We start from the raw sequence: 21,113 nt of genomic DNA, 5'->3' as shown, positions 1-21,113 counted from the left end.
TGAAACACAATTTGCCGATTCCCTAACAAATTCAAGATTGGAGAGAGCAATGGCCGAAGCAAAAGTATTGAGTGGCGCCGGGCTACGTGGCCAGGTTGCCGGGCAAACTGCACTGTCCACGGTCGGGCAATCGGGCGCCGGGCTGACCTATCGCGGCTATGACGTTCGCGAACTGGCCGCCGACGCGCGGTTTGAAGAAGTGGCTTACCTGCTGCTGTACGGCGATCTGCCGAGCAAGGCGCAGTTGGCTGCTTACATGAGCAAACTGAGCACGCTGCGTGACCTGCCGCAAGCCTTGAAGGAAGTGCTCGAACGCATTCCCGCCGACGCTCACCCGATGGACGTGATGCGCACGGGCGCTTCGTTCCTCGGCAACATCGAGCCGGAAAAAGACTTCTCCCAGCAACACGACGTCACCGACCGGATGCTGGCCGCGTTCCCGGCGATCATGTGCTACTGGTATCGCTTCAGCCACGACGGCCTGCGGATCAACTGCGTCACTGATGAAGAATCCATCGGCGGGCATTTCCTGCACTTGCTGCACGACAAAAAGCCGAGCGAGTTGCACCGCAAAGTGATGGACGTTTCGCTGATCCTCTACGCGGAGCACGAGTTCAATGCTTCGACCTTCGCCGCGCGGGTTTGCGCCTCGACCTTGTCCGATATGTTCTCCTGCGTAACGGCTGCCATCGGTACCCTGCGTGGCCCGTTGCACGGCGGTGCCAACGAAGCGGCGATGGAAATGATCCAGAAGTTCCAGACTCCCGAAGAGGCCATCAAAGGCACCCTCGGCATGCTCGAGCGCAAGGACAAGATCATGGGCTTCGGTCACGCGATCTACAAAGACAACGATCCGCGTAACGAAGTGATCAAGGGCTGGTCGAAAAAACTCGCCGACGAAGTGGGCGACAAGGTGCTGTTCCCGGTCTCCGAAGCCATCGACAAGACCATGTGGGAGCAAAAGAAACTGTTCCCCAACGCTGACTTCTACCATGCCTCGACGTACCACTTCATGGGGATCCCGACCAAGCTGTTCACGCCGATTTTCGTTTGCTCGCGCCTGACCGGCTGGGCCGCGCACGTGTTCGAACAGCGCGCCAACAACCGCATCATCCGCCCGAGCGCCGAGTACACAGGCGTCGAACAGCGCAAGTTCGTGCCAATCGAACAACGCTGACCGGTGGGGCTCAAAGGCGCTGATATTTCTATGTGGTAACCGGATCCTGTGGGAGCGGGCTTGCTCGCGAAGACGGACTGACATTCAACATTGATGTCGACTGACACACCGCTTTCGCGAGCAAGCCCGCTCCCACATTTAAAAGCATTCCAACCACAGACCAGCGCCGGCCCTGCCTTTTGAAATTACCGTGACCGAGTCCTGACGATGAATACTGAATTCCGCAAACCGCTGCCCGGCAGCCATCTGGATTACTTCGACGTCCGTGCGGCTGTCGAGGCCATCCAGCCCGGCGCCTATGACACCTTGCCGTACACCTCCCGCGTGCTGGCGGAAAACCTGGTGCGCCGCTGCGACCCGGCCACGCTCACCGAATCCTTGAAGCAATTCATCGAACGCAAACGCGACCTCGACTTCCCGTGGTTCCCGGCTCGCGTGGTGTGCCACGACATTCTCGGCCAGACCGCGCTGGTCGACCTCGCCGGCCTGCGTGATGCGATCGCCCTGCAAGGTGGTGATCCCGCGCAAGTGAACCCGGTGGTGCCGACCCAGCTGATCGTCGACCACTCCCTGGCCGTTGAATCTGGCGGCTCCGATCCCGAGGCGTTCGAAAAGAACCGCGCCATCGAAGACCGTCGCAACGAAGACCGCTTCCACTTTATTAACTGGACCAAAAAAGCCTTCAAGAACGTCGACGTGATCCCGCCGGGCAATGGGATCATGCACCAGATCAACCTGGAGAAAATGTCTCCGGTGATCCAGGTGCGTGATGGCGTGGCCTTCCCTGATACCTGCGTCGGTACCGACAGCCACACCCCACACGTCGATGCCCTGGGCGTGATTGCTATCGGTGTCGGTGGTCTGGAAGCTGAAAGCGTCATGCTCGGCCGCGCCTCCTGGATGCGTCTGCCGGAAAGCGTCGGCGTCGAACTCACCGGCAAGCTGCAGCCGGGCATCACCGCCACCGACATGGTACTGGCGCTGACCCAGTTCCTGCGCCAGCAAAAGGTGGTTGGCGCCTGGCTGGAGTTCTTCGGTGAAGGTGCCTCGGCCCTGACCCTGGGCGATCGCGCGACCATCTCCAACATGGCCCCGGAATACGGTGCCACCGCGGCGATGTTCTATATCGACCAGCAGACCATCGACTACCTCAAGCTCACCGGCCGTGAAGACGAGCAGGTGAAACTGGTCGAGAGCTACGCAAAACTGACCGGTCTCTGGGCCGACAGCCTGAAGGGCGCCCAATACGAACGTGGGTTGACCTTTGACCTGTCCTCGGTAGTGCGCAACATGGCTGGCCCGAGCAATCCCCACGCCCGAGTCGCCACTTCGGACCTCGCGGCCCAAGGCATTTCCGGCCAGTGGGACGACGTGCCCGGGCAAATGCCGGATGGTGCGGTGATCATTGCCGCCATCACCAGTTGCACCAACACCAGCAACCCGCGCAACGTCATCGCCGCCGGCCTGCTGGCGCGCAATGCCAACAAACTGGGGCTGACCCGCAAACCCTGGGTCAAGTCGTCCCTGGCGCCCGGTTCGAAAACTGTTGCCTTGTACCTGGACGAAGCCGGCCTGACTAGCGAACTGGAGCAATTGGGCTTTGGTATCGTCGCGTTTGCCTGCACCACCTGCAACGGCATGTCCGGCGCACTGGATCCGGTGATCCAGCAGGAAATCATCGACCGCGACCTGTATGCCACGGCCGTGTTATCCGGCAACCGCAACTTCGACGGGCGGATTCATCCGTACGCCAAGAATGCGTTCCTCGCGTCGCCGCCATTGGTGGTCGCGTACGCCATTGCCGGGACCATCCGTTTCGACATCGAGAAGGATGTGCTGGGCCTGGATGCCAACGGCAAGGAAATCCGCCTGAAAGACATCTGGCCAAGCGACGAAGAGATCGACGCGGTGGTCAAGGCCTCGGTGAAGCCGGAGCAGTTCCGCCAGGTTTATATCCCGATGTTCGCCATCGAGGAAGATACCGGTCCCAAGGTCGAGCCGCTGTACGACTGGCGCGAGATGAGCACCTATATCCGTCGTCCGCCGTACTGGGAAGGCGCGCTGGCCGGTGCTCGTCCGCTCAAGGGCATGCGCCCTCTGGCCGTGCTGCCGGACAACATCACCACCGACCACCTGTCGCCGTCGAACGCCATCATGCTCGACAGCGCAGCCGGTGAGTACCTGTTCAAGATGGGCCTGCCAGAGGTGGACTTCAACTCCTACGCCACCCACCGCGGTGACCATTTGACCGCGCAACGCGCAACCTTCGCCAACCCGAAACTGTTCAACGAAATGGTTCAGGAAAACGGCAAGGTCAAGCAGGGTTCCCTGGCTCGCGTCGAGCCGGAAGGCCAGGTCATGCGCATGTGGGAAGCCATCGAAACCTACATGGAGCGCAAGCAGCCACTGATCATCATCGCCGGTGCCGACTACGGTCAGGGTTCTTCCCGGGATTGGGCAGCCAAAGGTGTGCGCCTGGCCGGTGTCGAAGCCATCGCGGCCGAAGGCTTCGAACGCATCCACCGCACCAACCTGGTGGGCATGGGCGTGCTGCCGCTGGAGTTCAAGCCGGGCACTGATCGCCATACCCTGGGCATCGACGGCAGTGAAACCTTCGACGTGATCGGCGAACGTATCCCGCGCAGCACCCTGACCCTGGTGATCACCCGCAAGAACGGCGAGCGTCTCGAAGTGCCGGTCACCTGCCGTCTCGACACCGCCGAAGAAGTCTCGATCTACGAGGCTGGCGGTGTGCTGCAGCGTTTCGCCCAGGACTTCCTCGAATCGGCTGTTGCCGTCTAACCCGACGTGCAGCGGCGGGCCGCCAAGGTCTCGCCGCTGCCAATAAGGAAACCCGTTCCATGGCTTACGCACCACAAATCAGGATTCCCGCCACCTACATGCGCGGCGGCACCAGCAAAGGCGTGTTCTTCAGCCTGCAAGACCTTCCCGAATCCGCACAGGTCCCGGGCGCGGCCCGCGATGCACTGTTGCTTCGAGTGATCGGCAGTCCCGACCCTTATGACAAACAGATCGACGGCTTGGGCGCGGCGACCTCGAGCACCAGCAAGACGGTGATCCTGGCGAAAAGCACCAAGGCTGACCATGACGTCGATTACCTGTTCGGTCAGGTCTCCATCGACAAGCCTTTCGTCGACTGGAGCGGCAACTGCGGCAACCTGTCGGCTGCGGTCGGCGCATTCGCCATCAGCAGCGGCCTGGTGGACGCCAGTCGCCTGCCGCGCGACGGCGTGGCCATCGTGCGCATCTGGCAAGCCAACATCGGCAAGACCATTATCGCCCACGTGCCCATCACTGATGGCGCGGTGCAGGAAACAGGTGATTTCGAACTTGATGGCGTGACCTTTCCGGCTGCCGAAGTCCAGCTCGAATTCATGGACCCGGCCGCCGAAGAAGAGGGTGGGGGCGGTTCGATGTTCCCTACGGGCAATCTGGTGGATGATCTGGAGGTGCCAGGCGTCGGTACGCTCAAGGTGACCATGATCAATGCCGGGATCCCGACCATCTTCGTCAATGCCGAGGACATCGGTTATACCGGTACCGAACTGCAAGGTCAGATCAACGGCGACCCGAAGGCGCTGGCGATGTTCGAGACCATCCGCGCCCACGGCGCACTGCGTATGGGCCTGATCGAGCACCTCGATGAAGCTGCCAAGCGCCAGCACACACCCAAGGTCGCCTTTGTCGGCAAGCCTGCCGATTACCTCGCCTCCAGCGGCAAGCCGGTGGCCGCGGGTGACGTAGATCTGCTGGTGCGCGCACTGTCCATGGGCAAGCTGCACCACGCCATGATGGGCACCGCAGCCGTAGCCATCGGCACCGCCGCGGCGATTCCGGGGACCCTGGTCAACCTTGCCGCGGGCGGCACTGCGCGCAATGCGGTGCGCTTCGGTCATCCCTCGGGCACCCTGCGCGTAGGCGCCGAGGCCACCCAGGTCAACGGAGAATGGACCGTGAAAAAAGCCATCATGAGCCGCAGTGCGCGGGTATTGATGGAAGGCTGGGTGCGTGTGCCTGGTGATGCTTTCTGAGAAACCCCATCCCCGTAGGAGCTGCGTAGGAGCTGTCGAGTGAAACGAGGCTGCGATCTTTTGATCTACATACATTGCCCCCAAGCAAGATCAAAAGATCGCAGCCTTCGGCAGCTCCTACAGGGGGTAACGTTTTCACCCTTAGCGGAGTAAATGGAACATGAGCGCCAACGTCGACCTGAACATCCGCCCCGACTACGACACCGTCCTGCAGGACATCGCCGACTACGTCCTGACCTTCAAGATCGAGTCCACCGAGGCGCTGGACACCGCCCGCAACTGCCTGATGGACACCCTCGGCTGCGGTCTGCTGGCCCTGCGTTTCCCGGAGTGCACCAAACACCTGGGCCCTCTCGTCGAAGGCACCATCGTCCCTTTTGGCGCCCGCGTCCCCGGTACCAGTTTTCGGCTTGATCCAGTCAAGGCCGCCTGGGACATCGGTTGCATTGTCCGTTGGCTCGACTACAACGACACCTGGCTGGCGGCCGAGTGGGGCCATCCGTCCGATAACCTCGGTGGGATCCTCGCAGTAGCCGATCACCTGTCGCAAAAACGCGTGGCCAATGGCGACGCGCCCTTGACCGTGCGCACGGTGCTGGAAGCGATGATCATGGCCCACGAGATCCAGGGTGTGATCGCTCTGGAAAACTCCTTCAACCGGGTCGGCCTGGACCATGTGATCCTGGTCAAAGTCGCATCGACCGCAGTCACCGCGAAACTGATGGGCGCCAACCGCGAACAGCTGCTGTCCGCGCTGTCCCATGCATTCGCCGATGGTCAGGCGCTGCGCACCTACCGTCACGCGCCGAACGCCGGTTCGCGCAAGTCCTGGGCGGCGGGCGATGCATCCAGTCGTGGTGTGCGTCTGGCAGATATCGCCATGCGCGGTGAAATGGGCATCCCTGGGGTACTGACGGCAAAGCAGTGGGGCTTTTACGACGTGCTGTTCAGTCATACCAACAAGGATCTGGCGCTCAAGCCTGAAGACCGGCGCGTCTTCAGCTTCTCGCAGAAATACGGCAGCTACGTCATGGAGAACGTGCTGTTCAAGATCAGCTTCCCGGCCGAGTTCCACGCGCAAACCGCCTGCGAAGCGGCGGTGACCCTGCACCCGCAGGTCAAGGATCGTCTGCACCAGATCGAGAAGATCGTCATCACCACCCATGAGTCGGCGATCCGCATCATCTCCAAGGTTGGTAAATTGGCCAACGCCGCTGACCGCGACCACTGCATCCAGTACATGACTGCCGTGCCGTTGGCCTTCGGTAACCTGGTGGCCGAGCACTACGAAGACGACTTCCACGCGGCTCATCCGATCATCGACGAGTTGCGCGAGAAGATGGTGATCGTCGAAGACCCGCGTTTCACCCGCGAATACCTGGAAGCCGACAAGCGCTCCATTGCCAACGCCATTCAAGTGTTCTTCAACGATGGCTCAAGCACCGAACAAGTCGTGGTTGAATACCCGATCGGCCACCGTCGTCGTCGCACCGACGGCATTCCATTGCTGGAAGACAAGTTCAAGGCCAACCTGGCGACCCGGTTCACTGGCCAGCGTTCGGCTGAAATCTTTGCCCTGTGCAAGGATCAGGCTGCGCTTGAAGCGACTCCGGTTAACCGCTTTGTGGATTTGTTCGTGATCTGAGGGGCGTTTGCACCGTGTGTCACCGTGATGGATCTGTTGCACGCAACCCCCGTAGGAGCTGCCGCAGGCTGCGATCTTTTGATCTTGCTTAGGTGCAATGCATAAAGATCAAAAGATCGCAGCCTCGTTTCACTCGACAGCTCCTACACAGCTCCTACACAGCTCCTACGCCGACCGTGTGTCACCGTGATTGATTGGTTGTACGCAACCCCCGCAGGAGCTGCCGCAGGCTGCGATCTTTTGATCTTGCGGTTTATTCGAAACGCAAAATCACTCGCCGGTTGTGCTTGCTCTTTTTCTCGATTTTTTCGCAGAAGACCCGGCCAATTTCTTCGGTATTGATGACGTGTGTACCCCCGCAAGGCTGTATATCGATGCCGTCTATTTCGATGACCCGCACCGCGCCTTGCACGACTGGTGGTGCGACGGCTTGAGTGCGGGTTATCTGCAGCAGTGTGGCGTACTCGGACGCCGGCATGGACAGCTGTTTCACCTCCAGGGCTTGAGCCACGAGGGCGTTCAGTTGCTCGGTGATGCGTTCTTTTTCGAGTGACATTTGCGGCAGGTCGAAATCCAGCCGACCTTTATCATGGCTGATGCTGCACCCGGTGACCGGCGCATCGATGATCGAGCACAGCAGGTGCAGACACGTATGCATTCTCATGTGCTGGTAACGTCGTTCCCAGTCCAGGCTTGCGTCGATCTTCAGGCCGGGCCGCAGTTGCGGGGGATAAGCCTCCAGCTGATGCCAGATGATCGAACGCAAGAGCGGGTCGCGCACCGTGCCGGTCACCTTGAGGCTGGTGCCGTCGGGCAAGGTGATAAGGCCGGTGTCCCCGGGTTGGCCGCCACCCGTTGGATAAAATAGCGTGTGCTCCAGGGCGATACCCTGATCGCTGACAGCCACGATCCTCGCGTCGAAAGCGTTCTGGTAGGGCGCGTTATCGTAAAGCGCCAGGGTTTCCATCGTGTGTACCGACATGTTCAACCTCCGACAGATTGAGGACGAGTTTGCATCAGGCGCCGGACCATCGCGCTCAAGCCCGGTGGTGCGATCAAGGTAATGTCCTGGTTGGGCCCGCAGGCATGCAGGTGCAGTGGCAGTCGCGGTGGGTAGCCACCATCTTCGGTGTGATGAATCCGAAACTGTAAGTGGGTGCGCTCTTTGACGGTGACTTCCAGCGCAAGACTGCTCAACGGATGAAAGTCTGCATCCAGCAGTGTGACGTGCTGGCTATTGCCGACTTCACCGACCAGGTGCAAGCGCTCGTTGAGCGCAAAGGCGCCGAGGAAACCGCCATGATCGGACTCTGAAGTTTTCTGCAGTTGGACCTGGTTGACGATCTTCACTTTCGTGTCGGCCGGTACGTCATGGGTTATGACACACGCCGGGGAGATGAAGACGTTGTCGCCAATCGTCACGCAGCCAAGAATTCGGGCTCCCGCGCCGATTTCTACATTGTTGCCCAGGCGTGGGTGGCGCTTGCCATTGGGATTATTGGCAATCCCGCGCGCGCCGAGGGTCACGCCGCACAGGATGTAGCAGTCGCTGCCGATTTCGCAGGTCTCACCAATCACCGTGCCGTAGCCATGATCGAGGACAAACCGGCGGCCGATCCGGGCCGCCGGGTGGATCTCGGCGCCCGAAAGGAGCTTGCCCTGGTTGCTGAGTTTTTGCGCGATAGAGGAGAAGCAGCGGTCCGCTTCACCGGCAAGCTTCAACACCTGATGAGCCAGGCGATAGTAGAGAACGGCCTTGAAGGACGCGTAGGACTCCAGGATCAGGCTGCCGCGACCTTGCGATGCCGGGTCGCGGGAGGCGAAGGCCATCAGGTCCTCGGCGAGCAACTCGACCACATCGGGAAGCAATGTGTGCAAGTGGCCGTCCAGCTGCAGCAAGTCAGCCGGTTCCAGGGTGTTGACGAGGTGCGTTAGCAACTCATCGTGCAGCTGTTGCATATCAATGAAGCCCCCCATGGAGGCACCCCGCATTTTGATTATTCGAATAAGGGCAGGTAGGCATCCGCGCTGTCGTAGACCATGGTCAGGACAGTGGAGTGATCGGGCATGTCCTTGGCCAGGGCGGCAATGGCGACCAGGTTGGCCGCGGATGAAAGTCCCAGGCTGATGGCATCGGTGCGCATGACTCGCTGCATCATTTCCAGGCATTGATCCTTGGAAACCTTGAGCATGCCGTCCAGTACCGAGAGATTGAGGATGCTCGGCACGATGCCGATCGACAGTCCCTGAATCTGGTGGGGTGCGTGCTTGTCATTGAGCAGGTCGCATTCTTCGGGTTCGACGCCCAATACACGGATGGCAGGCCAGGTGGCCTTGAGTATTTCGCCGATGCCGGTGATATGACCGCCGGTACCGATGCCACCGACAAAATAGTCCACCCGGCGGCCGGCGAATGCCCGGACAATTTCCCGAGCGGTGCCTTGGCGGTGGGTTTCGGGATTGGCCCCGTTACGCTGCTGATTGAGCATCACGTAATGGGGATTCTCCAGCTGCAGCTCCATGGCTTTCTGGCCATGGGAGTTGTTCCCCAAGCGACTATCGGACAGCACCACTTCGGCGCCATACAGGCGCAGCAATTTCTGTTTTTCCGGGCTGTAGTTGTCCGGGATCACCAGTACCACTTTGTAGCCCAGCACGTTGCCCGCCATCACCAGACCGATGCCGGTGTTGCCACCGCTGGGCTCGATGATGGTCTGCTGTTTGCCGCGTACCAGAATGCCTTTGCGTTCGGCATCGAGGATCATGCCCAGTGCGATGCGTGCTTTGTGACTGCCTCCGGGGTTCAGGGATTCGAGTTTGACGAAGACCTCCACGCCGAGGTCGGCGGAGAGTTTTTCCAGGCGCACGATCGGCGTTTGGCCGATGGCGTCGAGTATCGAGTTATGCAACATCAGATATGAGCTCATGGCCGCCCCATCAATACAAAGGCATGTCGGGTTCGACGTCACGAACCCAGTGTTTCATGCCGCCTTCAAGGACCCGGGTATTGGCGAAACCTGCCGCGAGCAAGGTGCTTGCGGCACGTTCGGCGCGTAAGCCGGCGTAACAGATGACGTAGTGGTTATGGCCGCGATCGAGGGAGTCGAGTCGGGTTTCCAGATCTTCGAGGGGGATGTGCAGCACGCCGGGCAATTGGCAGACTTCCAGCTCGGTAGCGTCGCGAACATCCAGCAAAATGTCGGCCTCGCCCCGGCGTTCCAGCAGTTGCTTGAGCAGTCCCGGTTTTATGTAGCGCTCCTGCGCCAGGGCCGGCGATGTCGACACGGCGCTGGCACAGCTGACGGCGGTTTGTTCGGCAAGCTGGCCGGTGCGCAGGGACGAGCAGCAGGGGCAATCGGCCCGCCGTTTGAAGCGTATTTCAGAAAACTTCATCGCCAGCGCATCGAAACACATCAGGCGCCCGACCAAAGGTTCGCCGATGCCAATGATCAACTTGAGCGCTTCGGTGGCCTGGATCATTCCGACAACGCCGGGCAGGACGCCGATCACGCCGCCTGCGCTGCAATTGGGCGACAGTTCCGCAGGTGGGCTTTTGGGGAACAAGCAGCGATAGCAGGGGCCGCCGCGATAGTTGAGGACACTGATCTGCCCGTCGAAACGGTAAATCGACCCATAGACCAGCGGTTTGCCCAGTTGCACGCAAGCATCGTTGATCAGATAGCGGGTCGAGAAGTTATCGGTACCGTCGACGACCACGTCGTACTGCCCGATCAGTTCCAGTGCGTTGTCGGTGTTCAGCGCCGTGTTATGCGCGTTGATCTGGATATGTTCGTTGAGGTCTTGCAGGCGTCTTTTGGCTGACTCGACTTTTGGCAGGCCCAAGGTGCTTTTGCCATGCACGATTTGCCGTTGCAGGTTGCTGCTTTCTACCACGTCGAAGTCGAGCAGCCCCAGTGTGCCGATGCCGGCAGCGGCCAGGTACATGCACACCGGTGAGCCCAGGCCGCCGGTGCCGATGACCAGCACCCTGGCTTTTTTCAGCTTCAGCTGACCTTCGCGGCCGACGCCCGGCAGGGTGATGTGCCGCACATAGCGCTGGACTTCCTCGTTGCTCAAGCGGTCCTGATCGATGCCGCCGGACGTGGCGAGCAGGACGTCGATGGTGCCGCCAGCGGGGAAGGCATCATCGGGTTCGATCAGCTCACCGTTGGCGGCAAACAGAAAATGCTCCTTGAATTGATTGTTCTCGTATTGCAGGTGCGCGCGCAGTTGTGGGTGGTCGGTGCAGATGCTTTCGAGCACTTCGCGCAACGTCGCGCCGCCGCCTTCAAGTTGCGAATCGGGCAGTTTGGCGACGCGAGCCAGGATGTCGGGGAAAGAGACAGCGTTCATGCGCAACTCCGTTTGTAGGTCATGGGTGGTTTCAAGAAAACGCCTGGCTGCAAATAAAACTCTGGCCATTCCATTCGAACAGTCTGGAACCGGATGCCGTGCCTTTACGCACATCGATGACCAGGTAGCTGACCGGATAAAGCGGTTCGCCCATGAACAGGGCCTTGTCCTGGTCCTCGTGGCTGAAATAGGCACCGACATCGGGGTGCGAGTGATAAATGACCGTAACGGGGTTATCGCTGCGAAGGCTTTTGTTCATCATCAACGTGTCTGCCACCGAGAAGGTGTAGCCCTCGGCTGCAGTGCGCTGATAGACCTCGGGGTTGCGTCGGTGCAGCTCGTTTTGAATGTTCTCGCCGATGTAGACGCTGCCATCTTTGAACACAAACCCGCAGCACTCGTCGGGGTAAGTGCTGCTGGCGTGTCGATAGATCTGCTCAAGTGTTTTGGGGCAGAGGCCTTCCATGTTTCTCTCGCGAAGTCAGGTGGATCAGTTCTTTTTGGCCAGCAGTTTTTCCACCGGGAGCTTGGTGATCGCAAACCCCGCTAGCAGAATTGCCGAATAGGTCATCAGGTCCTTGGAAATCGTCTGGCCTTCGTACCAGGAGCCGATGACTACGGCGAACACCGGGAAAATAATGAACACGAAAGACAGGATGATCGGGCTCAGGCGCTTGAGCAGCATGAAGTAGACGATGAAGCCGCCGACCGAAGCGACCAGCCCGAGGTAGAGCAGGGCGCTCCAGGAGCGCAGCGTAATGTCACTGAAAATCGGCGTTTCGAAGTACAACCCAGCCACGAACAGCATCAGGCCGGCGATGCCGATGGGCAGGGTGTTGTAGGTGATGACGCTGATGGCGCTGCCTTTCTGCTTGGTGATCACGTAGCACAGGGCGTGCATCACGGCCGCGGCGAGGATCGCAATGACCCCGAAAAACTCGGCATGGTCCAGGTGCAATCCCTGGCTGCGGATAATCATGTACAGGCTGCCAAAGCCGATCGCGATGCCGACAACTTGGGAAAAGTAGATTTTCTCGCGCAGAAACATAGCGGAAAAAATCAGGATGAACACTGGCATGCAGCTGAACAGCAGCGCAGTGAGCCCCGAAGAAACGTGCATTTCACCGTAGTTGAGCAAGTAGTAGGGAACGCTGAAGTAGGTCAGCGTGACAAACACAAAGAACCAGCGGCTTTCCCTGGGGAACAGTACCGGTTCGCGGCGCACTTTGGCGAAGCACAAGAACAATGGAAAGGCGATCAGAAAGCGCAGCCCCGCGGAGGTCAGCGGTGGCACGCTTTCGACGGCAATCTTGATGCCCAGCCAGGTCGTTCCCCAGCTCAGGCATACGATCAGGAACATCACACTGGTGATGGCACCCGCCAGCCACTGTTTTTGAGTCTTTTCACTATTTTCGATGACGGCTGACATTGGCATGGCAACATTTCTTCCATGAGGAGGAATTGACCTCTATATTGAAAGGCTTCATCCGGTAATTGAACCTGTTAAACCACACTATTAGGGCGAATGATGGCTGTCAAAATAAATAATGACATGGTGTCAATTGTGCGAGAGGGGCTGTCGAACGGTCAGGGCGTGAAGTACAAACGCCTTGCCGGCGCCATAGAAACGGGGATCCTCGATGGCGTGATCGAGCCCGGCTGCAAGCTGCCGCCCCACAGGATGCTGGCGGACAATCTCGGCGTGACCATTGGCACCATCAGTCGCGCGTACGGTGAGTTGGAGAAGCTGGGGTTGGTGGTGGCGCGGGTGGGTGATGGCACCTTTGTTCGCAAGCGCGGGCTGGAGCGCAAACGCGATGAGGGCTTTCGCAACGTCAGCGATGAGCCTCGGCAGTATTTCGACATGAGCCGCAACACCCATATTCCCGGTCAGGAAACCGTCTTTCTGGCCCAGAGTCTTCAAGCCCTGGCCAACAACCCCAAGGTGCTGCAGGACATCAGTCTCTATACCCCGGACGCGGGTTTGCCGCGCTATCGCGCCGCTGGCGCGCGCTGGTTGAAGCAAAGTGATTTTTCCCCCAGCGCCGATCAGGTGATCTGTGTCAACGGCGGCCAGCACGGTTTGCTGTGCGCGTTGATGGCGCTGCTGCGCTCAGGGGACACGGTGGTTACCGAACAACTGACCTACCCGGGGTTGATCACTGCTGCCCGCATGTTGGGCATTCGGTTGATTGGCCTGGATATGGACGATGAAGGTTTGCTGCCCTCGGCACTCGACGAGGTGTGCCGCACGCACCGGGTTTCAGCCCTTTACTGCACGCCAACGATTCAGAACCCGACGACCGCCGTGCTTTCGGTTGCGCGCCGAGAGGCGCTGGCCAGGGTTTGTCGCGAGCATAACCTGCTGGTCCTGGAGGACGAGGCCCACGGCGTACTGGTTGAAGATCGCCTGCCGCCCCTCAGCTACTTCGCGCCGGAACGCACGATTCTCATCAGTAGCTTGAGCAAGGCCGTTTCGGCAGGCTTGCGGGTGGGTTACCTGCATGCGCCGCAGGCGTTGATGAGTCGACTGGCGGCGGCCTTGAGGTCCACCTGCTGGATGGCGACACCTTTGACACTGGAGCTGGCAACCGCCTGGATAGAAAACGGCACGGCTGCCCACCTGCTGCAGCAGCAGATACTTGAGATGAGGCGTCGCAAGGCATTGGTTGAGGATCTGCTGGTGGGGCTCGCCTACAAGACGCATTTAAACAGTCCGCACTTCTGGATCGAGGTCCCGGAGCCATGGCGGGCTTCGGAAATCGAAGCGGAGCTCAAGCAAAGCAATTACCTGGTCTCGACGGCTGAATCCTTCGCGGTGGGGCATGCGGCAGTGCCGCAGTTCATTCGGGCGAGTATCTGCAATACATCGGATGATGATCAGATGCTGCGCGAAGGGTTTGAGGCGCTTGCCGTGGCTTTGGGGCAGGGCGCAGGGCGGTTTAGTTTGTGATGTGTGGCAAGGGGGCTTGCCCGAATGCCTATTGTAGGAGCGAGCTTGCTCGCGATGGACGTTAACGATAACGCGTATTATCTGAATAAACGCGCCGCCCTAGAGTCCATCTCGAGCAAGCTCGCTCCTACAGTTTACGGCGGTGAAATTACTTGAACCGCCGCTCCACGCCTTTCTCCACCAGAATCTTCGCCGAAATCTCTTCCACCGAAAAATGCGTGGAATTGATGTGCGCGATGTTCTCGCGGCGGAACAGGTTCTCCACTTCCCGTACTTCGAACTCGCACTGGGCATAGCTCGAATAGCGGCTGTTGGGCTTGCGCTCGTTGCGAATCGCGGTGAGGCGGTCCGGGTCGATGGTCAGGCCGAACAGCTTTTGCTGGTGGGCGCGCAGGGCGGTGGGCAGCTGCAGGCGCTCCATGTCGTCTTCGGTCAGCGGGTAATTCGCCGCGCGGATGCCGAATTGCATGGCCATGTATAGACAGGTCGGAGTCTTGCCGCAGCGCGAGACACCTACCAGAATCAGATCGGCCTTGTCGTAATAGTGCGTGCGGGCGCCGTCATCGTTGTCGAGGGCGAAGTTCACCGCCTCGATGCGCTCCATATAATTGGAGTTGTGGCCAATGGAATGGGACTTGCCGACCGAATACGACGAATGCTCGCTCAATTCCTGCTCCAGGGGCGCGAGGAAGGTCGAGAAAATGTCAATCATGAAACCATTTGACGTTGCGAGGATCTCACGGATGTCCTGATTGACAATGGTGTCGAATATTATCGGCCGAAATCCGTCCTTTTCGGCGGCGTTGTTGATTTGTTGTACCATGGCCCGCGCTTTATCCACGTTATCGATATACGGGCGGATGACTTTGCTGAAGGTAATATTCTCGAATTGCGCCAACAGGCTTTGACCGAGAGTCTCGGCTGTAATGCCCGTGCCGTCGGAGATAAAGAAAGCGGATCGTTTCATTTGCGCCTTGGGCCTTAAGCTAGTGACAATTCTTGGATATGATAGGCGCGGTTTGCCGGCCTCGAATGGCCTGCATTCTCACTTATTTTCCAGGTCCAGGCCATAACGCTGGCAAATGCTCCTCTGAGCCGCCGGCGTCCTGAGCTTTTCCAACACAGTTAGTGGAGAGATCACCTTGGTAGAGTACGTAGTTTCCCTCGATAAGCTCGGCGTCCACGATGTAGAGCATGTGGGGGGCAAGAACGCATCCCTGGGCGAGATGATCAGTAACCTTGCAGGTGCCGGTGTATCGGTTCCTGGTGGCTTTGCTACAACGGCTCAGGCTTACCGTGACTTCCTTGAACTAAGCGGTCTGAACGAACAGATCCACGCCGCACTCGATGCGCTGGACATCGAAGACGTGAACGCCCTGGCGAAAACCGGCGCGCAAATCCGTCAATGGATCATGGATGCCGAATTCCCCGAAAAACTCAACGCCGAAATCCGCACCGCGTTCGCCACGCTGTCGGCCGGCAACCCTGACATGGCCGTCGCCGTGCGTTCTTCGGCTACCGCTGAAGACTTGCCCGACGCTTCCTTCGCCGGTCAGCAGGAAACCTTTCTCAATATCCGTGGTGTCGAGAACGTTATTCGCGCCGCCAAGGAAGTGTTCGCTTCGTTGTTCAACGACCGCGCCATTTCCTACCGCGTACACCAGGGTTTCGACCATAAACTGGTAGCCTTGTCTGCCGGTGTGCAGCGCATGGTGCGTTCGGAAACCGGCACTGCCGGCGTAATGTTCACCCTCGACACCGAATCGGGTTTCCGTGACGTGGTGTTCATCACCGGTGCTTACGGCCTGGGTGAAACCGTCGTACAAGGCTCGGTGAACCCGGACGAATTCTACGTTCACAAGCACACCCTGGCCGCCGGTCGTCCGGCCATTTTGCGCCGCAACCTGGGCAGCAAAGCCATCAAGATGATCTACGGCGAAGTGGCCACGGCCGGCAAGTCGGTCAAGACCATCGATGTCGACAAGGCCGATCGTGCGCGTTTCTGCCTCAGCGACGCTGAAGTCAACGAACTGGCCAAGCAAGCAATGATCATCGAGAAGCACTACAAGTGCCCGATGGACATCGAGTGGGCCAAAGACGGCGACGACGGCAAGCTGTACATCGTTCAGGCCCGTCCTGAAACCGTGAAGAGCCGCACCTCGGCCAACGTCATGGAGCGCTACCTGCTCAAGGAAACCGGCACTGTACTGGTTGAAGGTCGTGCCATCGGCCAGCGTATCGGCGCCGGCAAGGTGCGGATCATCAAGGACGTGTCCGAGATGGACAAAGTCCAGCCAGGCGACGTACTGGTCTCCGACATGACCGACCCGGACTGGGAACCGGTAATGAAGCGCGCCAGCGCCATCGTCACTAACCGTGGCGGGCGTACCTGCCACGCGGCGATCATCGCTCGCGAACTGGGGATCCCGGCCGTCGTGGGTTGCGGCAACGCCACCGAGCTGTTGAAAGACGGCCAGGGCGTTACCGTGTCCTGCGCTGAAGGCGACACCGGTTATATCTTCGAAGGCGAACTGGGCTTCGATATCAAGAAGAACTCCATCGACGCCATGCCTGATCTGCCGTTCAAGATCATGATGAACGTCGGTAACCCGGACCGTGCCTTCGACTTTGCGCAGTTGCCGAACGCTGGTGTGGGCCTGGCCCGTCTGGAATTCATCATCAACCGCATGATCGGCGTGCACCCCAAGGCGCTGCTGAACTACGCCGGGCTGCCGCAGGACATCAAGGACAGCGTCGACAAGCGCATTGCCGGCTACGATGATCCGGTCGGTTTCTACGTCGAGAAGCTGGTCGAGGGCATCAGCACCCTGGCTGCTGCGTTCACCCCGAAAAAGGTCATCGTGCGTCTGTCGGACTTCAAGTCCAACGAATACGCGAACCTGATCGGCGGCAAACTCTACGAGCCGGAAGAAGAAAACCCGATGCTGGGCTTCCGTGGCGCCTCGCGTTACATCAGCGAAGCGTTCCGCGACTGCTTCGAGCTCGAATGCCGTGCCCTGAAGCGCGTGCGCAACGAGATGGGCCTGACCAACGTCGAAATCATGGTGCCGTTCGTCCGTACCCTGGGCGAAGCCAGCCAGGTAATCGACCTGTTGGCGGAGAACGGCCTGAAGCGCGGCGAAAACGGCCTGCGCATCATCATGATGTGCGAACTGCCGTCCAACGCCATTCTGGCTGAAGAGTTCCTCGAGTTCTTCGATGGTTTCTCCATCGGTTCCAACGACCTGACCCAGTTGACCCTGGGCCTGGATCGCGACTCCGGGATCATCGCGCACCTGTTCGACGAGCGTAATCCGGCGGTCAAGAAGCTGTTGGCCAATGCCATTGCGGCGTGCAACAAGGCCGGCAAATACATCGGTATTTGCGGCCAGGGCCCTTCCGATCACCCTGACCTGGCCAAATGGCTGATGGAACAAGGTATCGAAAGTGTTTCGTTGAACCCCGATTCCGTACTGGAAACCTGGTTCTTCCTGGCAGAAGCTCAGGTTCCGGTCTGATAGGTGAATGAAGTGTCGGTCAGCCCTGGCTGACCGACACTTTTAGATTCAAGTAGGGCGGGCTCCATCTGGATGCCGCCCTTTTTTGTGCAAGAGCATTATGCAAAGCAGCAGCAACCTATTTCCTGTGGCCTTGATCAGCGCCGAACGTCGTGGCGATCTGAGCGAGGACGTCTATCGCTTGAAACCGGGCAACAGCCCGGATGGCACCGTGGAACTGGCCGTCACCCGCTTGGGCATGGCCGATGGGCCGCAAGTGCGCGGTGTTCCGGTCATCCTGCTTCACGGCAGTTTTTCCAACCGGCGCTTCTGGTATTCACCCAAAGGCCTGGGGCTGGGTGCCTATCTGGCGCGGGCCGGCTTTGATGTGTGGATTCCCGAGATGCGCGGCCACGGCTTGTCCCGACGCAATCAGAACTATCCCAAGAACCGCGTCGCCGACTATGCCCGCTACGATCTGCCGGCGATTGGCGCGTTCGTTTGCGAGCAAAGTGGCCAGATTCCCCATTGGCTCGGGCATTCGCTGGGTGGCATCACCCTGGCGGCGGCCTTGGGTGGCCAGTACCTGGGCGAACCCGCAGTGGCGTCCGCGGCATTTTTCGGCACCCAGGTCAGCCGCACCTACTGGCCGTTGAAAATTCCACCGGTAGAGTGGAGCGGGCGCTTTATTTTGAAGCGTTTTTCCCAGATATCCGGTTCCCGGTTAAAACGCGGCCCCGAGGACGAGCCGATTGGCCTGGCCCTGGAAGGCATGCGCTGGTACGGGCTGTTCGGCCGTTTCGGCGATGCCGAAAAAGACTGGTGGGCGGGGCTGGCCGAGGTTCAGGTGCCGGTGCTGGCGGTCAGTGCCACAGGTGATCATCAGGATCCGACGTGGGCCTGTCGCAAACTCTTCGATCAGTTTGACGGTGAACAAAAACAGTTCGTTTGCCTGGGGCGTGAACAAGGCTTTAGTGACAATTTTGGCCATGTCGAGATGCTGGTCAGCAAAAGTGCACAAGCAGAGGTCTGGCCACTGGTGGCGCGCTGGTTGAAAGATCAGCAAGGGCCATTGCTGACCCAGGAGTCGAATCTGGCTGCAGCAGTCTGAACCGAGCGCTCTAACAAGGGCGTTTCGCTCTGCTCGACTAACGGCTAAGATATGACGCATTGAACTGTTTTGGTCACTTTCGGTTACCGGGTCAGCCTGTATGTTCGTGCCGCTTGAGCGTCTGATCAATCTGGTAGAAGGCTACCGCCAGACCTTCGAGGTCGAAGGGCGGAGCCTGCTCTTGCTAGTGCTGGATAATCAGCCATTGTTGCTCGAAGACAGCTGTCCCCATCGAGGCGCGCCGTTATCTGCGGGCACGGTGGTGGACAATGTGTTGCGTTGCACCCGGCACGGCATGGAGTTCGAATTGCCCAGCGGGCGGGCCTTGCAGCCGTCCTGCCCGGGCTTGAATATGCTGAAACTGGTCTATGATGGTGACCGCATAGGTGTTGACATCTAGGCTCAAACCTTGAATATCCGACGCCGGAATTCGTTTGTTAGCGTAACCGCTGCGATTTTCGACTCTTTCTATCGTGTGCTTTCCCTTACAGGAGTTTCTCGATGAAACATTACCTTACTCCCGACCTGTGTGACGCCTACCCGGAACTGGTGCAGGTGGTCGAACCGATGTTCAGCAATTTTGGCGGTCGTGATTCCTTCGGCGGCGAAATCGTGACCATCAAGTGCTTCGAAGACAACTCGCTGGTCAAGGAGCAGGTCGATCTCAAAGGGAACGGCAAGGTGCTGGTAGTCGATGGTGGTGGTTCGCTGCGCCGGGCACTGCTCGGTGACATGCTTGCCGAGAAGGCCGCGAAGAACGGTTGGGAAGGGCTGGTGATCTACGGTTGCATCCGGGATGTCGACGTCATCGCGCAAACCGATCTGGGCGTCCAGGCCCTGGCCAGTCACCCGATGAAGACGGACAAACGCGGTATTGGTGATCTCAACGTTGCAGTGACCTTTGCTGGCGTGACCTTTCGTCCAGGCGAATACATTTATGCGGACAATAACGGCGTGATCATCTCGCCAAGCCCGCTGAAGATGCCTGAATAAAACGTTCGACCAAGCAAGGGGTAAGGATGTTCGAGGAAGAAAACGCGCAGTGGGGGCTGGTTCACGCCCTGGTGCTGGATGGTAAAGGCGGTGCGCGTTCGATTGCCCGGACTGAACTGGATGACCTGCAACTGCAGCCATACGAGAGCCTTTGGCTGCATTGGGATCGCAGTCACCCGCAAACCCAGACCTGGCTGCGTAAATACAGCGGTCTGAGCGAATTCAGTTGCGACCTGCTGCTTGAAGAAAATACCCGGCCACGGCTGTTGCCGTTGCCGGACAGCGAACTGCTGCTGTTTTTGCGCGGGATTAACCTCAATCCGGGCGCCGAACCGGAAGACATGGTCTCGGTACGGATCTTCGGTTCCGCCCAGCGTGTGATTTCCCTGCGTTTGCGACCATTGCGGGCCACCGATGAACTATTGGTGTGCCTGGATGAAGGCAAAGGGCCGAAAACCGCCTCTGAAATCATCCTTTATATGGCTCAGTACCTGACCCACAAGGTTCAGGATATTGTCAGCAGCCTCTCGGAAATCGTCGATGAGGAAGAAGAAAAGCTGGATGCCGACGAACGGTATACTCCGGAACATGGCGCCATTTTGCAGATCCGCCGAAGAGCCGCCGCACTGAAACGTTTCCTTGCTCCGCAGCGGGATATTTTCGGTCAGCTGACCCGGATCAAATTGCCGTGGTTCGTCGAAGACGATGGCGACTATTGGAACGAATTGAACAACAGCCTGACGCGCTACCTGGAAGAGCTGGAATTGACCAGAGAACGCGTGGGGCTTGTGCTGGAGGCCGAGGACCGGCGTTTGAGCGTGCGCATGAATCGCACGATGTACCGTTTCGGAATCATCACCTGTATCTTTCTGCCGATGAGTTTTCTGGCCGGTTTGCTGGGAATAAATGTCGGCGGAATACCCTTCTCCGAGAGCCCGTATGGCTTCCTCGTGGCCTGTCTGATGATGCTCTCGGTGGGTCTGGGACAGTGGTGGTTGTTCCGTCGTTTGCGCTGGGTCTGATGGATTGCCATGTGACCCGAAGAATTTTCACCGCGTCTTTCACAGACATCTCGAGAGGTGCGTATGCACGATCCGTTCGAACAGTCTTTGCGTGACATGCTCCAGGCGTCACCGTCCACCCGTGACGATGATGCCTGCCTGGGCCGCGTGCTGAAAACCGCCAACCGTCAGGTGGGTGCGGGTGATCTGTTCAGCTTGCTGGGGCGCTGGTTGCCGGCGCTGATGATCGCCCTCAATAACGGCTCGGCCCATGTCTCACCGGTTTCCCGGCGTAAATCTACTGCCCGCACTGCTGATAAGGCTGATTGAA

The 21,113-nt window shown here is 59.1% G+C and carries 16 protein-coding genes and 1 pseudogene; 11 read left to right on the top strand and 6 right to left on the bottom strand.

The window, feature by feature from the left end:
• Positions 1–49 precede the first annotated feature (49 nt).
• The 4 genes from prpC to prpD all read left to right on the top strand — a co-directional run bounded on the left by prpC (position 50) and on the right by prpD (position 6,874).
• Positions 50–1,177: a bifunctional 2-methylcitrate synthase/citrate synthase gene (gene prpC / locus ACA064_RS21815; RefSeq protein ID WP_497669978.1), complete on the top strand. Its 1,128-nt coding sequence runs from the start codon at positions 50–52 to the stop codon at positions 1,175–1,177.
• Positions 1,178–1,384: 207 nt separating this feature from the next.
• A complete protein-coding gene (gene acnD, locus ACA064_RS21810; protein ID WP_497669977.1) occupies positions 1,385–3,979 on the top strand; it encodes a Fe/S-dependent 2-methylisocitrate dehydratase AcnD in 2,595 nt (864 codons plus the stop codon).
• Between the two features lie 59 nt (positions 3,980–4,038).
• Positions 4,039–5,229 (top strand): 2-methylaconitate cis-trans isomerase PrpF, encoded by a 1,191-nt coding sequence (prpF, locus tag ACA064_RS21805; protein ID WP_497669976.1) that lies wholly within the window; start codon positions 4,039–4,041, stop codon positions 5,227–5,229.
• 160 nt (positions 5,230–5,389) lie between these two features.
• Positions 5,390–6,874, top strand: a complete 1,485-nt coding sequence (gene prpD, locus ACA064_RS21800) for a 2-methylcitrate dehydratase (protein WP_497669975.1) — start codon at positions 5,390–5,392, stop codon at positions 6,872–6,874.
• 253 nt (positions 6,875–7,127) lie between these two features.
• On the opposite strand, the gene ACA064_RS21795 is transcribed toward prpD, so the two are convergent.
• The 5 genes and pseudogenes from ACA064_RS21795 to ACA064_RS21775 form a co-directional block, all read right to left on the bottom strand.
• A complete protein-coding gene (locus tag ACA064_RS21795) occupies positions 7,128–7,856 on the bottom strand; it encodes an alanyl-tRNA editing protein (RefSeq protein ID WP_497669974.1) in 729 nt (242 codons plus the stop codon).
• A gap of 2 nt (positions 7,857–7,858) precedes the next feature.
• Positions 7,859–8,851 (bottom strand): serine O-acetyltransferase, encoded by a 993-nt coding sequence (locus ACA064_RS21790; protein ID WP_497669973.1) that lies wholly within the window; start codon positions 8,849–8,851, stop codon positions 7,859–7,861.
• Between the two features lie 20 nt (positions 8,852–8,871).
• Positions 8,872–9,786 carry a PLP-dependent cysteine synthase family protein gene (locus ACA064_RS21785; protein WP_497674307.1) on the bottom strand — a complete coding sequence of 305 codons (915 nt, stop codon included), beginning with the start codon at positions 9,784–9,786 and terminating at the stop codon, positions 8,872–8,874.
• A 25-nt stretch (positions 9,787–9,811) separates the two neighbouring features.
• A pseudogene (gene moeB, locus ACA064_RS21780) lies at positions 9,812–11,693 on the bottom strand (molybdopterin-synthase adenylyltransferase MoeB).
• Between the two features lie 24 nt (positions 11,694–11,717).
• Positions 11,718–12,656 carry a DMT family transporter gene (locus ACA064_RS21775; RefSeq protein ID WP_497674306.1) on the bottom strand — a complete coding sequence of 313 codons (939 nt, stop codon included), beginning with the start codon at positions 12,654–12,656 and terminating at the stop codon, positions 11,718–11,720.
• Positions 12,657–12,755: 99 nt separating this feature from the next.
• Here ACA064_RS21775 and ACA064_RS21770 point away from each other — a divergent pair, with 99 nt between their 5' ends.
• Positions 12,756–14,180 (top strand): aminotransferase-like domain-containing protein, encoded by a 1,425-nt coding sequence (locus ACA064_RS21770; protein WP_497669972.1) that lies wholly within the window; start codon positions 12,756–12,758, stop codon positions 14,178–14,180.
• A gap of 148 nt (positions 14,181–14,328) precedes the next feature.
• On the opposite strand, the gene ppsR is transcribed toward ACA064_RS21770, so the two are convergent.
• The gene (gene ppsR / locus ACA064_RS21765; RefSeq protein WP_497669971.1) at positions 14,329–15,147 is read right to left on the bottom strand and encodes a posphoenolpyruvate synthetase regulatory kinase/phosphorylase PpsR; all 819 of its coding nucleotides are present in this window, start codon (positions 15,145–15,147) and stop codon (positions 14,329–14,331) included.
• 175 nt (positions 15,148–15,322) lie between these two features.
• On the opposite strand from ppsR, the gene ppsA reads away from it, so the two are divergent.
• From ppsA to ACA064_RS21735, 6 genes are all read left to right on the top strand, one after another.
• Complete coding sequence (gene ppsA, locus ACA064_RS21760) at positions 15,323–17,698, top strand: phosphoenolpyruvate synthase (RefSeq protein ID WP_497669970.1); 2,376 nt, start codon at positions 15,323–15,325, stop codon at positions 17,696–17,698.
• 100 nt (positions 17,699–17,798) lie between these two features.
• On the top strand, positions 17,799–18,788 hold the full coding sequence (locus tag ACA064_RS21755) for an alpha/beta fold hydrolase (RefSeq protein WP_497669969.1): 990 nt from the start codon (positions 17,799–17,801) through the stop codon (positions 18,786–18,788).
• Between the two features lie 100 nt (positions 18,789–18,888).
• On the top strand, positions 18,889–19,188 hold the full coding sequence (locus ACA064_RS21750) for a Rieske (2Fe-2S) protein (RefSeq protein WP_497669968.1): 300 nt from the start codon (positions 18,889–18,891) through the stop codon (positions 19,186–19,188).
• A 101-nt stretch (positions 19,189–19,289) separates the two neighbouring features.
• On the top strand, positions 19,290–19,781 hold the full coding sequence (gene rraA, locus ACA064_RS21745) for a ribonuclease E activity regulator RraA (protein WP_150642808.1): 492 nt from the start codon (positions 19,290–19,292) through the stop codon (positions 19,779–19,781).
• A 26-nt stretch (positions 19,782–19,807) separates the two neighbouring features.
• Complete coding sequence (cmaX, locus tag ACA064_RS21740) at positions 19,808–20,803, top strand: divalent cation transporter CmaX (RefSeq protein ID WP_497669967.1); 996 nt, start codon at positions 19,808–19,810, stop codon at positions 20,801–20,803.
• A 63-nt stretch (positions 20,804–20,866) separates the two neighbouring features.
• On the top strand, positions 20,867–21,112 hold the full coding sequence (locus ACA064_RS21735; protein ID WP_497669966.1) for a CrfX protein: 246 nt from the start codon (positions 20,867–20,869) through the stop codon (positions 21,110–21,112).
• Position 21,113 lies beyond the last annotated feature (1 nt).

Source organism: Pseudomonas sp. LBUM1658 (assembly GCF_059716055.1).
The sequence above is the reverse complement of the archived record's forward strand: the minus strand, read 5'-3'. Positions and strand labels throughout refer to the sequence as shown.

What these genes read in the sequence shown, in the direction of transcription:
- prpC (WP_497669978.1), top strand. Translation starts at nt 50, where the DNA reads ATGGCCGAAGCAAAAGTATTGAGTGGCGCCGGGCTACGTGGCCAGGTT.
- acnD (WP_497669977.1), top strand. Translation starts at nt 1,385, where the DNA reads ATGAATACTGAATTCCGCAAACCGCTGCCCGGCAGCCATCTGGATTAC.
- prpF (WP_497669976.1), top strand. Translation starts at nt 4,039, where the DNA reads ATGGCTTACGCACCACAAATCAGGATTCCCGCCACCTACATGCGCGGC.
- prpD (WP_497669975.1), top strand. Translation starts at nt 5,390, where the DNA reads ATGAGCGCCAACGTCGACCTGAACATCCGCCCCGACTACGACACCGTC.
- ACA064_RS21795 (WP_497669974.1), bottom strand. Translation starts at nt 7,856, where the DNA reads ATGTCGGTACACACGATGGAAACCCTGGCGCTTTACGATAACGCGCCC.
- ACA064_RS21790 (WP_497669973.1), bottom strand. Translation starts at nt 8,851, where the DNA reads ATGGGGGGCTTCATTGATATGCAACAGCTGCACGATGAGTTGCTAACG.
- ACA064_RS21785 (WP_497674307.1), bottom strand. Translation starts at nt 9,786, where the DNA reads ATGTTGCATAACTCGATACTCGACGCCATCGGCCAAACGCCGATCGTG.
- ACA064_RS21775 (WP_497674306.1), bottom strand. Translation starts at nt 12,656, where the DNA reads ATGTCAGCCGTCATCGAAAATAGTGAAAAGACTCAAAAACAGTGGCTG.
- ACA064_RS21770 (WP_497669972.1), top strand. Translation starts at nt 12,756, where the DNA reads ATGGCTGTCAAAATAAATAATGACATGGTGTCAATTGTGCGAGAGGGG.
- ppsR (WP_497669971.1), bottom strand. Translation starts at nt 15,147, where the DNA reads ATGAAACGATCCGCTTTCTTTATCTCCGACGGCACGGGCATTACAGCC.
- ACA064_RS21755 (WP_497669969.1), top strand. Translation starts at nt 17,799, where the DNA reads ATGCAAAGCAGCAGCAACCTATTTCCTGTGGCCTTGATCAGCGCCGAA.
- ACA064_RS21750 (WP_497669968.1), top strand. Translation starts at nt 18,889, where the DNA reads ATGTTCGTGCCGCTTGAGCGTCTGATCAATCTGGTAGAAGGCTACCGC.
- rraA (WP_150642808.1), top strand. Translation starts at nt 19,290, where the DNA reads ATGAAACATTACCTTACTCCCGACCTGTGTGACGCCTACCCGGAACTG.
- cmaX (WP_497669967.1), top strand. Translation starts at nt 19,808, where the DNA reads ATGTTCGAGGAAGAAAACGCGCAGTGGGGGCTGGTTCACGCCCTGGTG.
- ACA064_RS21735 (WP_497669966.1), top strand. Translation starts at nt 20,867, where the DNA reads ATGCACGATCCGTTCGAACAGTCTTTGCGTGACATGCTCCAGGCGTCA.